Source organism: Melioribacter sulfuriphilus, from assembly GCF_052656625.1.
Genome location: NZ_JBQXXK010000007.1, coordinates 185,280 through 201,955 on the forward strand (window position 1 = coordinate 185,280; position 16,676 = coordinate 201,955).

Annotated in this window: 16 protein-coding genes and 1 tRNA gene; 1 reads left to right on the forward strand and 16 read right to left on the reverse strand. The window is 37.4% G+C overall.

Annotation, left to right across the window (positions count from 1 at the left end):
- Positions 1–14 precede the first annotated feature (14 nt).
- The 16 genes from ftsA to ACUN8G_RS11010 form a co-directional block, all read right to left on the reverse strand.
- Entirely contained in the window at positions 15–1,256 is a 1,242-nt protein-coding gene (gene ftsA / locus ACUN8G_RS10935; RefSeq protein WP_437347401.1) for a cell division protein FtsA, read from the reverse strand.
- A complete protein-coding gene (locus ACUN8G_RS10940; RefSeq protein WP_437347400.1) occupies positions 1,253–2,026 on the reverse strand; it encodes a cell division protein FtsQ/DivIB in 774 nt (257 codons plus the stop codon). Before ACUN8G_RS10940 ends, ftsA begins: the two co-directional genes overlap by 4 nt.
- Positions 2,023–3,402: a UDP-N-acetylmuramate--L-alanine ligase gene (murC, locus tag ACUN8G_RS10945; protein ID WP_437347581.1), complete on the reverse strand. Its 1,380-nt coding sequence runs from the start codon at positions 3,400–3,402 to the stop codon at positions 2,023–2,025. The genes ACUN8G_RS10940 and murC overlap by 4 nt, the downstream gene beginning before the upstream one ends.
- A gap of 15 nt (positions 3,403–3,417) precedes the next feature.
- Entirely contained in the window at positions 3,418–4,521 is a 1,104-nt protein-coding gene (gene murG, locus ACUN8G_RS10950; RefSeq protein ID WP_437347399.1) for an undecaprenyldiphospho-muramoylpentapeptide beta-N-acetylglucosaminyltransferase, read from the reverse strand.
- Positions 4,518–5,630 carry an FtsW/RodA/SpoVE family cell cycle protein gene (locus tag ACUN8G_RS10955; protein ID WP_437347398.1) on the reverse strand — a complete coding sequence of 371 codons (1,113 nt, stop codon included), beginning with the start codon at positions 5,628–5,630 and terminating at the stop codon, positions 4,518–4,520. The genes murG and ACUN8G_RS10955 overlap by 4 nt, the downstream gene beginning before the upstream one ends.
- The gene (gene murD / locus ACUN8G_RS10960; RefSeq protein WP_437347397.1) at positions 5,631–6,977 is read right to left on the reverse strand and encodes a UDP-N-acetylmuramoyl-L-alanine--D-glutamate ligase; all 1,347 of its coding nucleotides are present in this window, start codon (positions 6,975–6,977) and stop codon (positions 5,631–5,633) included.
- Complete coding sequence (gene mraY, locus ACUN8G_RS10965) at positions 6,977–8,086, reverse strand: phospho-N-acetylmuramoyl-pentapeptide-transferase (RefSeq protein ID WP_437347396.1); 1,110 nt, start codon at positions 8,084–8,086, stop codon at positions 6,977–6,979. The genes murD and mraY overlap by 1 nt, the downstream gene beginning before the upstream one ends.
- Complete coding sequence (locus ACUN8G_RS10970; protein WP_437347395.1) at positions 8,086–9,495, reverse strand: UDP-N-acetylmuramoyl-tripeptide--D-alanyl-D-alanine ligase; 1,410 nt, start codon at positions 9,493–9,495, stop codon at positions 8,086–8,088. Before ACUN8G_RS10970 ends, mraY begins: the two co-directional genes overlap by 1 nt.
- Entirely contained in the window at positions 9,492–10,961 is a 1,470-nt protein-coding gene (locus ACUN8G_RS10975) for a UDP-N-acetylmuramoyl-L-alanyl-D-glutamate--2,6-diaminopimelate ligase (protein WP_437347394.1), read from the reverse strand. The genes ACUN8G_RS10970 and ACUN8G_RS10975 overlap by 4 nt, the downstream gene beginning before the upstream one ends.
- 1 nt (position 10,962) lies before the next feature.
- Entirely contained in the window at positions 10,963–12,984 is a 2,022-nt protein-coding gene (locus tag ACUN8G_RS10980) for a PASTA domain-containing penicillin-binding protein (RefSeq protein ID WP_437347393.1), read from the reverse strand.
- Positions 12,977–13,297 carry a hypothetical protein gene (locus tag ACUN8G_RS10985; protein WP_437347392.1) on the reverse strand — a complete coding sequence of 107 codons (321 nt, stop codon included), beginning with the start codon at positions 13,295–13,297 and terminating at the stop codon, positions 12,977–12,979. Before ACUN8G_RS10985 ends, ACUN8G_RS10980 begins: the two co-directional genes overlap by 8 nt.
- A gap of 1 nt (position 13,298) precedes the next feature.
- On the reverse strand, positions 13,299–14,219 hold the full coding sequence (rsmH, locus tag ACUN8G_RS10990) for a 16S rRNA (cytosine(1402)-N(4))-methyltransferase RsmH (RefSeq protein WP_437347391.1): 921 nt from the start codon (positions 14,217–14,219) through the stop codon (positions 13,299–13,301).
- Complete coding sequence (gene mraZ / locus ACUN8G_RS10995; RefSeq protein WP_437347390.1) at positions 14,216–14,665, reverse strand: division/cell wall cluster transcriptional repressor MraZ; 450 nt, start codon at positions 14,663–14,665, stop codon at positions 14,216–14,218. Before mraZ ends, rsmH begins: the two co-directional genes overlap by 4 nt.
- 184 nt (positions 14,666–14,849) lie before the next feature.
- Positions 14,850–14,925: transfer RNA gene (locus tag ACUN8G_RS11000), tRNA-Thr, on the reverse strand.
- 124 nt (positions 14,926–15,049) lie between these two features.
- The gene (locus ACUN8G_RS11005; RefSeq protein ID WP_437347389.1) at positions 15,050–15,739 is read right to left on the reverse strand and encodes a tetratricopeptide repeat protein; all 690 of its coding nucleotides are present in this window, start codon (positions 15,737–15,739) and stop codon (positions 15,050–15,052) included.
- A complete protein-coding gene (locus tag ACUN8G_RS11010; RefSeq protein ID WP_437347388.1) occupies positions 15,732–16,043 on the reverse strand; it encodes an HU family DNA-binding protein in 312 nt (103 codons plus the stop codon). Before ACUN8G_RS11010 ends, ACUN8G_RS11005 begins: the two co-directional genes overlap by 8 nt.
- 232 nt (positions 16,044–16,275) lie before the next feature.
- Here ACUN8G_RS11010 and ACUN8G_RS11015 point away from each other — a divergent pair, with 232 nt between their 5' ends.
- On the forward strand, positions 16,276–16,656 hold the full coding sequence (locus ACUN8G_RS11015; protein ID WP_437347387.1) for a hypothetical protein: 381 nt from the start codon (positions 16,276–16,278) through the stop codon (positions 16,654–16,656).
- Positions 16,657–16,676: the final 20 nt, after the last annotated feature.

Consider the following 16,676-nt stretch of genomic DNA (forward strand, 5'->3'; position numbering starts at 1 on the left):
TTGTTGTGGTATATTTATAAATTTTCAAAAAATTCCTGTATCTTTTTGAACAGATTTATTTTAATAGGATTCTTTTCTTTTCGTAGATCTCTGGAATCGGAGAATTCGGTAACCGACTTACCAGGCATACCTTTAATCAATCCAGCGGCAGTGGCAAATTCCGGACTTTCAATTTCGCCGGATAGGCCTGTGCCCAAATCAAGCGGCACACCAATTCTCGCAGGCAATCCAAAAACCTCTTCAGCCAGCTCTGTTGTTCCTCTGAGAAGTGAACCACCGCCTGTTAATACCACTCCAGCTTTAATTTTATTTTTCAATCCAGTCTGGCGTAATTCATTATCGATCAGCATGAATAGTTCACGCATTCTAACGCTGATAATTTGTGTCAGAAGAGTTAATGGAATTTTGATATTGCCACGCGCTCCGACACCTTTTATATAAATATCCTCATCTTTAATTATTGCACTTTCCAGAGCGTAGCCGTATTCTTTTTTCAATTTTTCGGCGTCTGCCGTTACAATACCGAGTGTTTCTCTTATATCATTTGTGACCTGATTTCCCGCCACGCCAATAACTTTAGTATGTTTAATAGCTTTGCGATGAAAAACAGCCAGGTCGGTTGTACCGCCACCAATATCGATTAACAAGACACCGAGATCTTTCTCGTTTTCTTCCAGCACCGATAAGCTTGAAGCAATCGGCTGTAGAATTAACTCTTTAATTTTATAACCGGCACGTTCTACTGACTTTTTAATATTTTGAATAGCCGGCACTGAAGCCAACACTACATGATTAACTGCCTCGAGCCTCGAGCCACACATTCCAATTGGGTCTTCGATTCCACCCTGATAATCGACAAAGAATTCTTCAGGAATAATGTGCAGTATTTGTCTGTCCGAAGGAATTCTTATTGTGTGTACATCGGATTTAAGACGATTCAAATCTTCTTCGGTAATTTCCCTCTCAGGATTGTTAATTGTCACATAGTTACGATGCCTTAAACTTGTTACGTGTTCGCCTGCAACTCCAACGTTAATCTCTTCAACGCTCAAGCCAGCCCTGTTAATGGCAATGTTCATCGCCTCGCTAATTGCTTCGGCGGTCTTAGAGATGTTTGCAACCAGCCCGCGATTCAATCCTTCTGATGGAGCAACACCGAATCCGAGTATGTTAATGTTATCTTCTGCATGCTCGGCAATAACTGCACATACTTTCGTAGTACCCAGATCGAGTCCAGCTATAATATTTCTTTTCATGTTTGATCTTCTCCCGATATTATACTATCTGCGGCAAAGCCGAAATAAATATGATTATGATATCTCAAATCGATGTATTCAATTAAATTATTTGCTTCATTCCCTTTCAGATAATTCCAGAGTGCGTTGAAATAAACTATCTTTCTCGCTTCGTCATCCCTGCCGAATATAACGGGATAATCGAACAACGAAAAAGTCATTACCACATCTCCCCCTTTTCTCATGTCGACAACCGATAGATTGCTATATAATTCGGGGTTGATGAGCTTTATCCCGCTCAATATTTTTGAAGCGGTCAGTACATCATAATTTCTTTTCAAATTAAGAAACGGCTTTATTTTACTTTCGAGATAAGGATTTGTAATAACAGGATAATCGACGCGTTCTGTACCTTCCAGCAAAGGTACCGCTTCAAGGTTATCCGTAATCAAATATTGCTTTTGATTTTCAATCAATATCGCATCGAAATTCTTTTCATGCAAAACTATATTAACTTTTCCGTTGCTTATAAAACTGACGTCCGCATATTTTACATAAGGATGTTTTTCAATCCGATCTTTAATTATTTGCAATGTAAGTTCTCTAAAATTCCTTCTGATCAGTAGATTCGCAAATTTCAAGTACATTTCTTTAGAAAGGTGATTGTTTCCTTCAATAGTAATCAAATCAATTTTGTAATTTTCTTTCCGGATAGTCACTGCGAAATATCCGATAATTGAAATTAGCAGCAATAAGAATACTAATCCCGCTATGTATTCTTTTGTTTTCATTTACTTTTTGATTTTAAGTATTCCACAAATTTTTCACCGTATTTCCAGATGTCGCCGGCACCGAGTGTAATAATTATGTCGCCTTTTTTATAAATCGATTTTAGAATTTCTGGTATCTTGTTTTTATCGGCTTCGTAAATCACATTTTTATGACCGAACTTTTTAGCAGCTTCGGCAATCAGAAGACCGGAAACTCCTTCGATCGGTTCTTCCCTGGCAGGATAAACATCGGTACAAATAAAAACATCGGAATTCAAAAAGGACCTGCCGAATTCCAGATAAAAATCTCGCGTTCTCGAATAAAGATGAGGCTGAAATACAGCAACCACTCTTCTTTTCCAGCCTTTACGAATACCGTCGAGAGTAACATTTATTTCAGTCGGATGATGCCCATAATCGTCAATAACCATAACATCATTGTCGTACTTTTTCTCGAAGCGGCGATAAACTCCCGTGAAATCACTTAAGGCTTTTTTAATTGTATCGAAAGGCACTCCAAGTTCTTTTGCAATTGTAATTGCCACAAGAGAATTCTTGATATTGTGAACGCCGGGGACATTTAATTTAACCCTGCCTAAGGTTTCCCCTTTGTAAACAACGGTGTATTCAGAGGAACTCTCTTTATGTGTAATATCTATCGCCTGTACATCGGCTTGAGGCGAAAGCCCGTAGGTAAATATTTTTTTCTTTATTAATGGTATTATATCTTGCAGGGCTGGTTCGTCAAGGCAGAGCACAACAAAGCCGAAGAACGGAACTTTATTGGCGAACTCGACAAATGCCGATTTAATGTCGTCCAGATCTTTGTATGTATCGAGATGTTCTTTTTCGAGCGTGGTGATTGCAGCTATAACAGGTGTCAACATCAAAAAAGTTCTATCAAATTCGTCGGCTTCAACTACAATGAATTCACCATTACCCAGTCGTGCATTTGTGCCTCCGAGACTGCTTAATTTCCCGCCGACAATAATTGTCGGGTCGATTCCGGCTTCCGTCAATGTAAGTCCGACCATCGATGTTGTTGTAGTCTTGCCGTGTGTACCGGCAATACCAATTCCATACTTCATTCTCATGCATTCGGCAAGCATTTCAGAGCGTTTTATAACTGGAATCTTCTTTTCAATAGCCGCACTTACTTCTGGATTATCTTTATTGACCGCCGAGGAATAGACTACTACATCAGCTCCTTCAATATTTGAGGGGTGATGGCCTTCATAAATTTTTATTCCCAGTGCTTCCAGCCTATCGGTAATTTCAGTCTTATTCAAATCCGAGCCAGTTATATTAAATCCCTGATTCAACAATATTTCTGCTATGCCACTCATTCCAATTCCGCCGATGCCTACAAAGTGTATGTTTTTTACTGTTTTCATCATCATAAAGTCTGCTCCTTAATTAATCTGTTCTGCCATACTGATTGCCTTTTGAGCTATCACTAAGGCAGCTTCGGGTTTTGAAAATGTTTTTATGGTGTCGGATAATTTTTCCAATTTTTTTTCGTCGTTGATTAATTCAATAATTTTATTTTTCAATTCTGCTAATAAATTTTTGTCCTCAATAAGAACTGCGGCATTTGATTCAGCCAACGTAAGAGCGTTAAAATACTGGTGATTGGCAGCCACATTGGGAGAGGGCACAAGAATAGCAGCTTTTCCTAATGCAGAAAGCTCAGCAATCGTGGTTGCACCCGCCCTTGTAATTACCAAATCGGAAGCCGAATAAGCTGCCTGCATATCATCAATAAATGGTAAAACTATTATTTGTTTTGTGTTATATTTTTTGTACTCGTCATAGTAAAGTTTTCCTGTCTGCCATATTACCTGCAGGTCATTTTTTTCAATTAAATCAGCAATCTGTGCAATTGAATCATTGATCGATTTTGCGCCCAGACTACCTCCGATTATCAACACTGTTTTTTTAGCAGGATTCAAACCAAATTTTTTTGCCGCTTCGTATTTATCAATTTCTTTCAAATCAATTCGTATGGGATTTCCCGTTACATAAATTTTCTCATTACGACGGAAATATTTTCTACTTTCCTCGAACGCCACATGAATTTCATCTGCCATTCTTTCGAGCAATCGATTCGTAATGCCCGGATAGCTATTTTGTTCGAGCAAAATAATTTTCGAACCAATTACAGAAGCTGCCCAGATAACAGGTCCAGATACATAAGCACCACATCCAATTGTAACGCGTGGTTTAAATTGCATCATAATCAGAAGAGATTGTAAAGACGAAATTGCAAGTTTTACAGGGAACATTAAATTTCTTAAATCAAATTTTCGATAAAATCCGCTTATCCAGATATCCCTGAATTCGAAACCGTATTGGGGAACGACTTTCGATTCTATTTTATTTTTGTTACCAAAGAAAAGGATTTCAGACTCTGGCAGGATTTTTTTTATATGCTGAGCAACGGCGATGGCTGGATAAAGATGCCCGCCTGTGCCGCCAGCTGCAAATGCAAAACGATATGGATTCGATTTCTTCATCCTACTTGAGCCAGTTTTAATTTTTCCGTTTGCATCGTTTGATATGCAATGTTAATTATGATTCCTATCGATATACCCATAAAAACCACAGAGGTGCCTCCAAAGCTAACGAAAGGAAGCGTAATGCCAGTAGTCGGAAACAATCCGGTAACAACCGCAGCATTAATAAAAGCGCTAATTAGAATATTGAATCCCAATCCGAACACGAGCAACTGCCCAAATTTATCCTGCGCTTTCTTGGCTATGACCAGACAGATGATAAAAAGTGTGAAGTATGTGAACAATATTAAAGCTGTCCCGATGAATCCTGTTTCCTCACCTATGATTGAAAAGATAAAATCGCCATAAGATTCAGGTAAAAAGAGGTCGCTCTGGCGACTGCGTCCGAATCCCAAACCCTTCAATCCACCGCTGCCAAGTGCAATCTTAGCTTGCATAACCTGAATATTTATATCGCTGCCTGTCATAAGACTATTCACATAATCAAAAAGGCGCTCGCGAGAATGTTTGTACAATATCACCGCCGAACCCACAAAGAAGATCCCTATCGACAAGATTCCCGCAATATGTCTGAAACTCGCACCACCTACATATAGCAACACGAAAGAAGTAAAGGCAATTATCAAACTAGTACTTACGTTTGGCTGAAGAATAATCAATCCGCATACAAGCCCAATCCAGATTAGAGCATAAACAAAACCTCTTCTGAAATTAGCAATCAATTCTCCTTTTCTTTCTATCAAGACCGATAAGTGAATTATCAACAAAATTTTTACTGCTTCCGAAGGCTGGAAACTAAAAAAGCCGAGGTCGAGCCATCTTGCTGCACCTTTGACTTTAGGAGCAAATATTAATGTGGCAATCAATAAAATAAGCCCGGACAACATCATTTGTTTGCTGTACTTACGATATAGATCATAGGGTATAAATGAAAATAAAACAATTGCAAAGAGAGCCAGTATTACCTTTATAATATGGGACTTGAACATCGAGTAATAATTGTTATACTTAGTCATGCTGTAGGTGTCGCTTGAAGTAAAAACCATAATTGCACCAAGCAATACCAGAGCTACGACAAGAATTATCAATATTCTTATGAGTGTTTTCATTTATTTTAAATTGTTTACTGCTTCTTTAAAAACTTTGCCTCTGTGTTCATAATTGTCGAACATATCGAAGCTTGCACACGCCGGCGATAAAAGGACGACTGAGCCTGGACTGGCTTCTTTTCGAGCAGAAAGAACACAACTTTCCAGCGATTGTTTATAATCAACGGGAACAGTTTCTTTAAAAAATTCATAAACTTTGTTCGCTGATGAACCGATTGCATATATTTTTTTAACTTTCCTTGCAACAAGCTCTTTTATTTTATTGTAGTCGTTACCTTTGTCTTTCCCTCCCAATATTAAATAGATTGGTTTATCGAAGCTGTTGAGCGCATACCAGACCGAATCAACGTTTGTTGCTTTTGAATCGTTGTAGTATTCCACGCCTTCAAATTCACGCACGAACTCGATACGATGTTCTACCCCCTGAAACGATGAAAATGCACTTTTGATCTTTTTGTTTTCAATACCAACTTTTTTTGCTACAGTCATGACCGCCAGCGCGTTTGATACATTGTGTGGACCTTTAATAAACAAGTCAGACACCGCGCATACCGTTTCTCTGATTTCATCAGAATAAATCATATTTCCTTCTTTTACATATGAACCCTTGAATAATTCTTTCTGGAGCGAGAAGCCGTATTTATTCACATCCGTAGCTGGCATAAAATTGATAGTATTTGGATCATCGGCATTGTAAATCAAAAAATCGTCTGAAGTTTGATTTCTGGTAATATTCATTTTCGAGCGTGCGTAGAGATTAAAATCATTATTATATCTGTCAAGATGATCGGGCGTAATATTTAATATCACAGAAAATTTTGGTCTAAAATATTTTATGTAATCAAGTTGAAAGCTGGATACTTCTACAACTACGAAATCATCTTCTCCAATCTCCGTAACGACATCCGAAAAAGGAACGCCAATATTGCCAACGCAATATGTCTTGAAGCCATTTTGACGTAAAGTGTATTCCATTAGCGACGTCGTAGTAGTTTTTCCGTTTGTACCGGTAATCGCAATTGTTTTGCCTTTATTGAACCAACTTGCGAATTCGAGTTCGCTAAATATTTCGATGCCTCTGCTTTTTGCCTCGGCTAAGATGCCCGAGTACGAAGGGACGCCTGGACTCGTTACGATAAAATCGCAATCGAAAATTCGTTCCGAATGTTTTTCAGTTTCGTAAGGAATATTTTCAGATTCCAAAACTGAAATCGACTTAAGAATGGATTGCTTGCTTGCTGAGTCGCTAACAAAGGGAAAAGCGCCCATTTTTTTTGCAAGCTTTGCCGCGGCTGTTCCGCTCCGTACTGCACCGATTATCGATATTTTTTTTCCCTTAATTTCCATTACCTGATCTTGAATGATGTTAAACTTATTATTGCCAGTATTATTGTTGCTATATAAAAGCGTACTACAATTTTTGGTTCAGCCCAGTTAAGTTGCTCAAAATGATGATGTATCGGAGCCATTTTGAAAACCCGTCTCCCTTCGCCGTACTTTCTTTTAGTGTATTTGAAATAGAGTCTTTGAATAATAACCGATATAGTCTCTATGAAATAGACACCACCGAGTATTGGAATCAAAAGGTCTTTCTTAATTATTATCATAAGTACGCCGAACGCACCTCCAAGTGCCAGTGAACCTGTATCGCCCATAAAAATGTCCGCGGGGTAAAAATTGTACCATAAGAATCCCAGCCCGGCTCCAATTAATGCTGCAATAAATACGGTCAACTCTCCACTACCGGGTAGATAGATAATATTGAGATAATCGGCATAAATTACATTACCTGTTACATATGTAATTATTGCCAGTGCAAGCATAACAATAGTCATAGTGCCGATAGCCAGCCCGTCGAGTCCGTCGGTTAAATTAACTGCGTTCGAAGTAGCTGTAATAATAAAGATAACCCATGGTATATACAGATAAGAAAAATCCCAATTTAGATTTTTAAAGAACGGCAAAGTAGTTTGAGTATTATACTGTGCAAATTCTGGCAGATAGTAAACCGTCACGCCTACAATCAAACCAACAAAAATTTGTCCCATTAGTTTGTATCGTGCTATCAATCCAGTCGGCAGTTTTCTCACCACTTTAAGATAGTCATCAAGAAATCCGATTAAGCCGAGAATAATAGTGGCAAATAGCGCGAGCAATATAAAGTGGCTTTTGATATCGCTCCATAATAAGACAGGTACAACAACAGAAAGCAGAATAATAATTCCGCCCATTGTAGGTGTTCCTGCTTTCTTTTTGTGCGTCTTCGGTCCATCGTCTCGTATCGGCTGGTCAATCTGACTTTCTTTCAGTTTCCTGATTATTTTCGGGGCAATCAAAAACGACATCAAAAGCGCCGTTATTGCCGACAAAGCCGACCTGAACGATAAGAACCGGAATACGTCGAATCCCGGTGGACTGAATATTTCGTTTATATAATCGAATAAGTAATAAAACATTATTCAAATCTCTCTTTTATTATTTTAACAAATTCTTCCATCTCCATACCCCGTGAACCTTTTACGAGAATCACGGAATTTTTGAGTTCTTCGTACTTCAAGTAAATCGACAATTCTTCTCGATTTTTGAAGTGGATGGTTTTTATTCCTCTTTTCTTTAACTCGTCGCTCATGTATTTCATATAATGACCGAGTGTAAGGACATAAAGATTTTTTTCTGGTTTAAATAACGCAGCAAGTTCTTTATGAATTTTTGCCGACTTTTCCCCGAGTTCATAAATGTCGCCAAGAACAAAAATCTTATTATTGTATCCCTTAATTTTCTTTACAAGTTTATAAGCAGCTTCAACAGAAGCAGGACTTGAGTTATAAGTGTCGTCTATTAAAAATAAGTCACGCATTTTTACGACGTTTAATCTGCCTTTTGCTGGTACGAGTTTTTGTGAAGCTATTTCAAGTTCTCTTTCACCAACGCCAACATTCAATGCAACTGTCGCAGCAGAAAGAAAATTGATAGCGTTTGCTTCACCGTACAAAGAAAGTTTAAACTCTTTTTCCATCTCTTTGTAATTAATTTTTAGATTAGTCCTGCCGTCTTTTTCATAACCATTAATTTTACCTTTAACAATCGGTCTATTCCGAAAACCGTAAGTAATCACATTCTTGAAATTTTTTTTATTCTTATTAAGTAAGGGGTCGTCATTATTAATAAAAACCAGACCACCATTTTTGTCAGCGATATACAGTAGAGCAGCTTTTTCTAGGTAAACCATGTCTCTGTTTTGTAAAAATTCGATATGAGAATCGCCAATATTTGTAATTAATGCAAAATTGGGTTCGGCAATTTTGGCGGTATATTCAATTTCACCGAAATGATTCGTGCCGTGCTCTAAGACGATAAAATCGGTTTTTTCATTGGCCGACAAAAGAGTAAGCGGCACACCGATATGGTTGTTGTTATTTGCTTCGGTTTTTACCGTAATAAATTTCTCAGAAAGAATCGATGCCAGAATATCTTTAGTAGTAGTTTTTCCATTGCTCCCGGTAATTGAAATTACTCGTGCACCAATTTTTTTTCGCCACTTATTGGCTATTTCACCCAGTGCTATTACTGTATCGGGTACTGAAACAATTGTGGTACGATATGTATCAAAAGTGTTCGATTCGAAAATCTTTTTAAGTTTTCTTTTATTAACAATGAGCGCACTGGCACCTTTTTTTACTGCTTCGCCTACAAAATCGTGTCCGTCAAATCGCTCGCCTTTAATTGCAACATAAACGCATTTGTTTTCTATTTTTCGGGTGTCAATCGAAACTGTGCTTACTGGTTTATAATAGTCCGGATTAAAAATTTCAGCGCCTTTAAGTTCGAACAGGTCTTCCAGCGATATTTTTATTTTACCACTCATAAATTCAAGTATTTAATTGCAGTTTCTTTATCTGAAAAATGTTTTCTTACTCCGTTTATTTCCTGATAATTCTCGTGTCCTTTGCCAGCGATCAGAATAACGGCATTTTTTTCGGATTGTTGTATTGCTTCTTTAATTGCCTCTTCTCGGTTTTCTATAACTGAATAATTACTCTTCGTTATGCCGTGTATAATTTCATTAATAATAGCAGAAGGGTTTTCGGTACGTGGATTATCCGAAGTAACAAAAACCTTAGTGCTCATTTCGGAAGCAATTCTGCCCATTATCGGTCGTTTGGAACGGTCGCGGTCGCCGCCGCATCCGAATACTGTATAGACCGGTCGACTGTAACCCACGATATTTCTTATAGCTTTTAATGCCTGCATCAAAGAATCAGCTGTATGAGCGTAATCGATGATCACCTTCTTTTCTCCTTCAGAAACCACTTCAAATCTTCCCGGAACTTGAGGAGAATTTTCGATTGCACTGACAACTTTTTCGATTTCGATCGATTCCAGAACTCCAACTGCAAAGGCTGCTGCAGCGTTGTAAGCGTTAAAATGGCCAATCAATTTTGTGTGTAATCTATGTTCTTTATTTTTATATACAATTACAAAATCAGTCCCATCCAGTGAATATCTTATATCCTTAATTCTGAAATCAGCTTTTTCGGATGTGCCATAACTAACTACTTTAGCTTTTGTATTTCGCACAATTTCATTTGCACTCGGATCGTCCGCATTTATAACAGCCGATGCTTTCTGTGGAAGCATATCAAACAAAATTTTTTTTGCTTTGAGATAGTTATCAAAAGTCAAATGATAATCCATATGGTCGGAAGTAATATTTGTAAAAATGGCGTAATCGAAATCGAGAAAATCTACACGGTGTAAGTCCAGTGCATGTGAAGAAACTTCCATCGAACAATATTTACAATCTGCTTTCACCATTCTATCGAGTAAATAATTAATTTCGTGAGATTGTGGAGTTGTTAGCATTGTTTTGAATTCTTCATCGCCTATATAATTCGCAATTGTTCCTATTAAGCCGGCATTATAACCAGCAAACTTAAAAAGTGATTTAAGATAAAATGCAGTCGTGGTCTTACCCTTAGTGCCTGTTACTCCGATTAATTTTATTTTTTTTGAAGGGCTATTGTAAAATCTGTCGGAGAATTCGGCCAGTGCTTTTCTGCTGTCTTCAACCAATATTCTAACTGCATTGCAGTGTTCGAAAATCATGTCGGGCACAACTTCGGGATCCTGCAATACAACCGCCTGTACACCTTTATTCAATGCATCTTGAATAAATTTATGTCCGTCGGTTTTAAAACCTTTGATTGCAAAGAAGAGCGTATATTTGTCCACATTCCGGGAATCGATAGAGAGATTATTAATTTCCTTCTCTTCGGCATTACCCGTTACCTGTTTAACGTGGACGTTATTTAAGAGCTCGCTTAGTTTCATTTCAATTTAGATTCAGAACTTTACTGTTGATATTTAGTTGACATTTAATATTGCATATTGAGCTGGAGGAAAGTTTTTCACCTGGCTCAATACTTTGCGAAACTACATATCCACTACCATTAATTTTATATTTTATTCCGAGTCTATTCAGTATCACTATGGCATCGCGCAAATTCATTTTTCTTAAATCGGGCATCACACCTTTTTGAATATTTTTTTTGATCGATTTATCAGGTAGCATCTTTTTTTCGTTAGTTGGATTAAAAAATTTATCATAATAACTTTCATTTGTATTTACATCTTCGGCAATCAACTGTTCAATTAATTTCTTTTTCCTTACAATTTTTTTTCTTATTGGTGCAAGTGATAAATCGTATTCAAGAAGACGATTGGCAACGTTTTTAAAAACCGGAGCAGCTACCAGACCGCCGTACTTTGCGATTTCAGGCGAATCGATCAAAATCAGGCAGACAATTTGAGGATTTTCGGCCGGCAAATAACCTATGAAAGACGAATTATACTTGCCTTTTACATATTTGCCGTCGACCAGCTTCTGCGAAGTGCCAGTCTTGCCGCCTACATAAACATAATCAAGTTGAGCGGCCGTAGCAGTGCCGTTTTCTACAACACCAATCATCATATCCCTAATTTTATGGGACACTTCTTCATCAATTACCCTTCTTATTTTTTTCGGTTCACTAATGCTGACGACTTCTCCATTTGAATTCGTAATTTTTTCAACCACATAAGGTTTATAGAGGACTCCACCGTTTATTAGAGCACTGAATGCTGTAATCATTTGCAAAGGAGTTACCGAGAATTCATAACCGAACGACATAAATGCTTTGGAGAGCTTTGAAAAGCTTTTTGGCTTTTTCAAATAGCCTTCAGCTTCGCCCGAAATTTCGATATACGTAGGATTACCAAAACCGAAATTTCGCAGATAGCGATAAAAAAGTTCGTCCGATATGCGAGTCGACAATTTTGCTACTCCAACATTACTCGATTGTTCAAGAACTTCTCTTACAGTAAGAATATCATGAGGATGAGTGTCCGTTATACTGGTTTTATAAAAAGTGATTTTTCCTCCTTCGACGTCAATTAATTCATTTTCTTTTGCAAGTTTTTCATTAAATAAAATTGAGAGAACAAAAGGTTTTATTGTCGAACCAGGCTCATACGTGTCGGTAAGGGCTCGGTTTCTTCTTTCTTCAGCTGAGAAAAGATTATAATTGGCTGGGTCGAAGTCAGGAACGTTTGCCAATGCAAGGATTGCACCGTTATTCGGATTCATTATTATACCGACGCCTGAATGGCCGTTATATTTTTTTATTCCTGCAATAAGTTCTTCCTGCAGTATTTTTTGATAAGTTTTATTAATTGTCAACACCACATTATTACCTGGGACTGGGGGAATGGAATGATTCTCATCAACTGAAATTATTTTACCCAGCACATCTCGTTCAAATAAATACCTGCCGTCTTTACCTGCAAGAAACTCGTCGTAAACTTTTTCGATGCCTTCAACGCCCTTCAATTCTCTATTAACGTATCCAATAATGTGAGCCGCTAAATTTCCATAAGGATAAACTCGCGTGAAATCTTCTTCATAAAAGAAACCATCTATAACAAGCTTTTTCAGATTGAGTGCTTTTGACATTGGTACTTTTCTTTCGATACAAACGTTGCGCTTCCCGTTACGAATAATTTTTTTGTAGTAAGAGACAGGCTTGCCGAACGTTTTCGAAAAAGCCTTAGATATAGTATCTATCTGAGATTCGTTAATCATTCTCGTATCGACAAAGAAAGAAACGTTGTCGCGCGTAAAGGATAGAACTTCGCCATTACAGTCCTTAATAGTACCTCTCTCGGCCCGAATAATTCTGGGTTTGTTCTGCTGGCGTTCGGCAACGAGGGTGTAGTATTCGTTTTTGAGTATCTGGATCGAAAAAAGTTTTGCCAGTAAAAGCAGAAAAAAGAGAAAAACAAATCCAGTAACAATCAAAGCTCTTGAATTAATCATATTTTTCTTGCAATATTTTTTCAAGCTGTTCTATCTGGTATTTATCCACATGTATTGTTTTAAGATTTTCAATTGGGCCTTGCATTCCAAGTGAATCTTTTGCGATTTTTATAATTTTTTCTTCGGAAGTTAACTTTTGAATTTCCACTGTGCTCATCTCGATGCTATTTAATTTTTCGTTGAGCAATTCAGTCTTGTTAATTTTTTCACGTTTCATATTTTTGATTTCGTTTACCGTGGCGACGTGGAGAAAAATCAAAAATGCTAAAGCAAATACAATAAAAAGGAAGCGTACTGTCGACGATTTGCTCATACTAAATTCTCTCGGCTGCTCTTAATTTTGCACTTCTTGCCCTGCGATTTTTTTTAATCTCCTCTTCGGAGGGTACGATCGGTTTGGTATTAATCAATTTTAACCGTGCTTCTTTATCACAAACACAAATTGGACTTTGAGGCGGACAGACACACTCGAGAGTTTCATATTTAAACTTTTCTTTTACAATTCTATCCTCGAGTGAATGAAAGCTAATTACGACAATTCTGCCTCCCTTCTTCATAAGATCAATCGATTTGTTGAGGAATATTTCGAGTTCTTCCAGCTCGTTATTGACATAAATACGTAGAGCCTGAAATACACGCGCAAGAGTTTTGTTCAAAAATCTTTGTGGGATGATATCAGCAATTATGTTTCTCAACTGGCTCGAAGATTCAAACTTATTTTTATTTCTGTACTCGACAATTTTTCTGGCAATTTGTCGCGATTTTCTTTCCTCGCCGTACTTAAAAATAATACTGGCTAATTCTTCTTCTGAAGCGGTATTCAGGAATTCAGCGGCTGTAATGCCTTCCGATTTATTCATCCTCAGATCAAGGGGTGAATCCTCTCTGAACGTAAAACCTTTGTCGGGATCGTCGAGTTGTAGAGAAGATACCCCCAGATCTAAAAAGATGCCGTCAAACATTTCAATGAACTCGATCTTTGCTATAATATCAATATTTGTAAACGATGTATTGTATACGATGTATCTTGACTCGTTTTCGAACAATTTTTTGCAATGGTTAAACGCATCAAAATCTTTGTCGGTGGCAACGAGTCTACCTTTTTCGCTCAATGAGCTCAAAATTTTTTCTGCATGTCCACTGTAGCCAGCCGTCCCTTCGAAATAAGCGCCGTCTCTGTTCCATACTAATAACTCCACGCTCTCCTTCAGGAGAACCGGTTCGTGTCGATTCATTTTTTCTTATTCGACATTACCTGTTTTGCAATTTCAGCAAACGATAATCTATTTTCTTTCTTATGCGCTTCGTAGATAGAAGGATTCCAGATTTCGATTTTTTTATTCTGTCCGAGTATGAGCACGTCCTTTTCGATTTCGGCGAACTCAATTAGTTTTTTTGGAATCAGCAGACGAGCCTGCGAATCGAGCTTGTCTTCCGATGCATACTCAAACAATAGTCTTTTGAAGACAGATTCTTCTGGATCGAAATCGTCGAGTTGATTTATACGCGGCAATACTTCTTCGCGCCAATAGTCGAGTGGATATAAATCGATACATTGCACAATTCCTCTTGTCATCACAAATGTATCATTGGCAGCTTCGTTTATATACTTCCGATACTTGGATGGTATACTTACCCTTCCCTTTGCATCCATCGAATATGTGAAGCTACCTATAAACATATTTCTCCACTTTTATACACTTTTTACCACTTGGGTGCAAAATAACTGTTTTTATATGGGATTGTCAAGACATTTTTCGAAAAAAAATAGATTATCCACTTTTGTGTGATTGCGGATAATCCAGATTAACTATTGGAAAAGCAGGGGTGTAGTTAAATAGAAAGATAAATGAGGGAATAAAGATTGGAGCCATCTGGGGGACTTGAACCCCCGACCCGCGCATTACGAATGCGCTGCTCTACCAGCTGAGCTAAGATGGCTTATAAAAAATACTATCTTAATTTCTTTTTGTGACGATTTTTACGTAGTCTTTTTTTACGTTTATGCGTCGCCATTTTATGACGTTTTCTTTTTCTACCGCAAGGCATTTATATATTCTCCTTTTTAATGTGAATTAATCAATTCCTGGGCTCTTTTACCGATATTATTATTTGGATCTATTTCGACAGCTTTTTTCCACCATTCAATTGCTTCGTCGTGCTTTCCAGTTGACAAACTGACGATACCAAGATTGAGATGTGCTATCTGGTGATCGGGTTGGTATTTAAGAGCTTCTTTCATCCATTTTTCAGCTTCTGTATAATTCTGCATCTCGTAATAACAAACTCCCATATCAACCAGCACATCGGCATCCGACGAATCGTATTTCAAATATTCTTGATACCAGTCGATTGCTTTTTGTTTAAATCCCGAATCATTGAGCATGTGTGCTAAGGTTAGAATTTTTTCCTTGTCGCCGGGATTTGCTTTAAGTTCATTTTCAAGAGCATTAATTTGTTGTAAATTCGATAAGTCAACACCATTATGAACATCTTCAAAATCTTGAGATGCACTCTCTTTAATCTCAGGTTCGTCGAATACTCCGGAAGAATAAAGTATTACTCCTCCAACAACAATCAGCAAAAGAACAAGATAGATTATTTTTTTAAAACTGAGTACTTTTTCATTAGACGAATTAATATCATTACTTATTACGTTTTTAGACTTTCCCGTTTTAGTCCCACAATAAGGGCAATAAACAAAATCCTTTTCCAGCTTTTTGCCGCACGATATACATTTCAAATCGTCATTCATTCGAATTAGCTTTTTGTTTTTCTTTCATGCCTCTGTCAACTGCTTCTTTAAAATCCTTCGAGAACTTGAATACCGGAACATAATGTTCGTCTACAAATACCTGTTCGCCTGTTCGGGGATTACGGGCGTAACGGGATTTTTTCTTTTTAACCTTGTAACTTCCGAATCCTCTGATTTCAATGCCGTTTCCTTCCTGAAGCGCCTGTATTACAGTATTAAGAAAACCTTCAATTATTGCTTCAGTCTCGAGTTTCGTCAATCCAGTACCGTTTGCAACCCGTTCTACAATGTCTGCTTTAGTCATCTCAACACCTTTAATGCTATTTTTTAGCACAGAAAAATATTAAATAATCCGATAAATTCCAATTCTAAAATGATTTACAGATATTACTTAACCCCATTTGTTTCATTGTGACACACAAGTCTTAAACTAAGTCTCAATTTCTACTGGAAATCAGTTTTTTTTACGCTTTTTTATATGGCACGGGAATTGTTCATTGAATTGCAAAACAAACAGAGAATGAAAGGAATTCGAAATGACCCTCTTACCGATTATTTATACAAGCTTGATCTTCTTTTTCAGTCTGATGTTACTGGTGCTACTGGTCTCTTATATCACATTTAAATTGAGAAAACAAGAAAATCCTGCTATCGTTGAGGAAAGGGATAGATTAATTCAAAAACAATACAATTTCCAGAACCCATCTATAGAAAAGCCGTACTATCAACAATACTATGAAAGGCCACGTACCGCAGTCCGTCTGGATGAGATAAAAAAGCCAGAAAAGAAAAGGAGCACTTTCCCCCCACGTCCTCGTGCTACTTCAACAAAAAAGCGTATTGAAATTATTAATGAAAAATTTATCGATAAGAGCGCTTCCTATAACAATGTTTTCTTTAACAACTACGCTGACTAAAAATAATCCGCTTTAATTTA

Coding starts and splice junctions, on each gene's coding strand:
- ftsA (WP_437347401.1), bottom strand. CDS start 1,256: ATGAAAAGAAATATTATAGCTGGACTCGATCTGGGTACTACGAAAGTA.
- ACUN8G_RS10940 (WP_437347400.1), bottom strand. CDS start 2,026: ATGAAAACAAAAGAATACATAGCGGGATTAGTATTCTTATTGCTGCTA.
- murC (WP_437347581.1), bottom strand. CDS start 3,402: ATGATGAAAACAGTAAAAAACATACACTTTGTAGGCATCGGCGGAATT.
- murG (WP_437347399.1), bottom strand. CDS start 4,521: ATGAAGAAATCGAATCCATATCGTTTTGCATTTGCAGCTGGCGGCACA.
- ACUN8G_RS10955 (WP_437347398.1), bottom strand. CDS start 5,630: ATGAAAACACTCATAAGAATATTGATAATTCTTGTCGTAGCTCTGGTA.
- murD (WP_437347397.1), bottom strand. CDS start 6,977: ATGGAAATTAAGGGAAAAAAAATATCGATAATCGGTGCAGTACGGAGC.
- mraY (WP_437347396.1), bottom strand. CDS start 8,086: ATGTTTTATTACTTATTCGATTATATAAACGAAATATTCAGTCCACCG.
- ACUN8G_RS10970 (WP_437347395.1), bottom strand. CDS start 9,495: ATGAGTGGTAAAATAAAAATATCGCTGGAAGACCTGTTCGAACTTAAA.
- ACUN8G_RS10975 (WP_437347394.1), bottom strand. CDS start 10,961: ATGAAACTAAGCGAGCTCTTAAATAACGTCCACGTTAAACAGGTAACG.
- ACUN8G_RS10980 (WP_437347393.1), bottom strand. CDS start 12,984: ATGATTAATTCAAGAGCTTTGATTGTTACTGGATTTGTTTTTCTCTTT.
- ACUN8G_RS10985 (WP_437347392.1), bottom strand. CDS start 13,297: ATGAGCAAATCGTCGACAGTACGCTTCCTTTTTATTGTATTTGCTTTA.
- rsmH (WP_437347391.1), bottom strand. CDS start 14,219: ATGAATCGACACGAACCGGTTCTCCTGAAGGAGAGCGTGGAGTTATTA.
- mraZ (WP_437347390.1), bottom strand. CDS start 14,665: ATGTTTATAGGTAGCTTCACATATTCGATGGATGCAAAGGGAAGGGTA.
- ACUN8G_RS11005 (WP_437347389.1), bottom strand. CDS start 15,739: ATGAATGACGATTTGAAATGTATATCGTGCGGCAAAAAGCTGGAAAAG.
- ACUN8G_RS11010 (WP_437347388.1), bottom strand. CDS start 16,043: ATGACTAAAGCAGACATTGTAGAACGGGTTGCAAACGGTACTGGATTG.
- ACUN8G_RS11015 (WP_437347387.1), top strand. CDS start 16,276: ATGACCCTCTTACCGATTATTTATACAAGCTTGATCTTCTTTTTCAGT.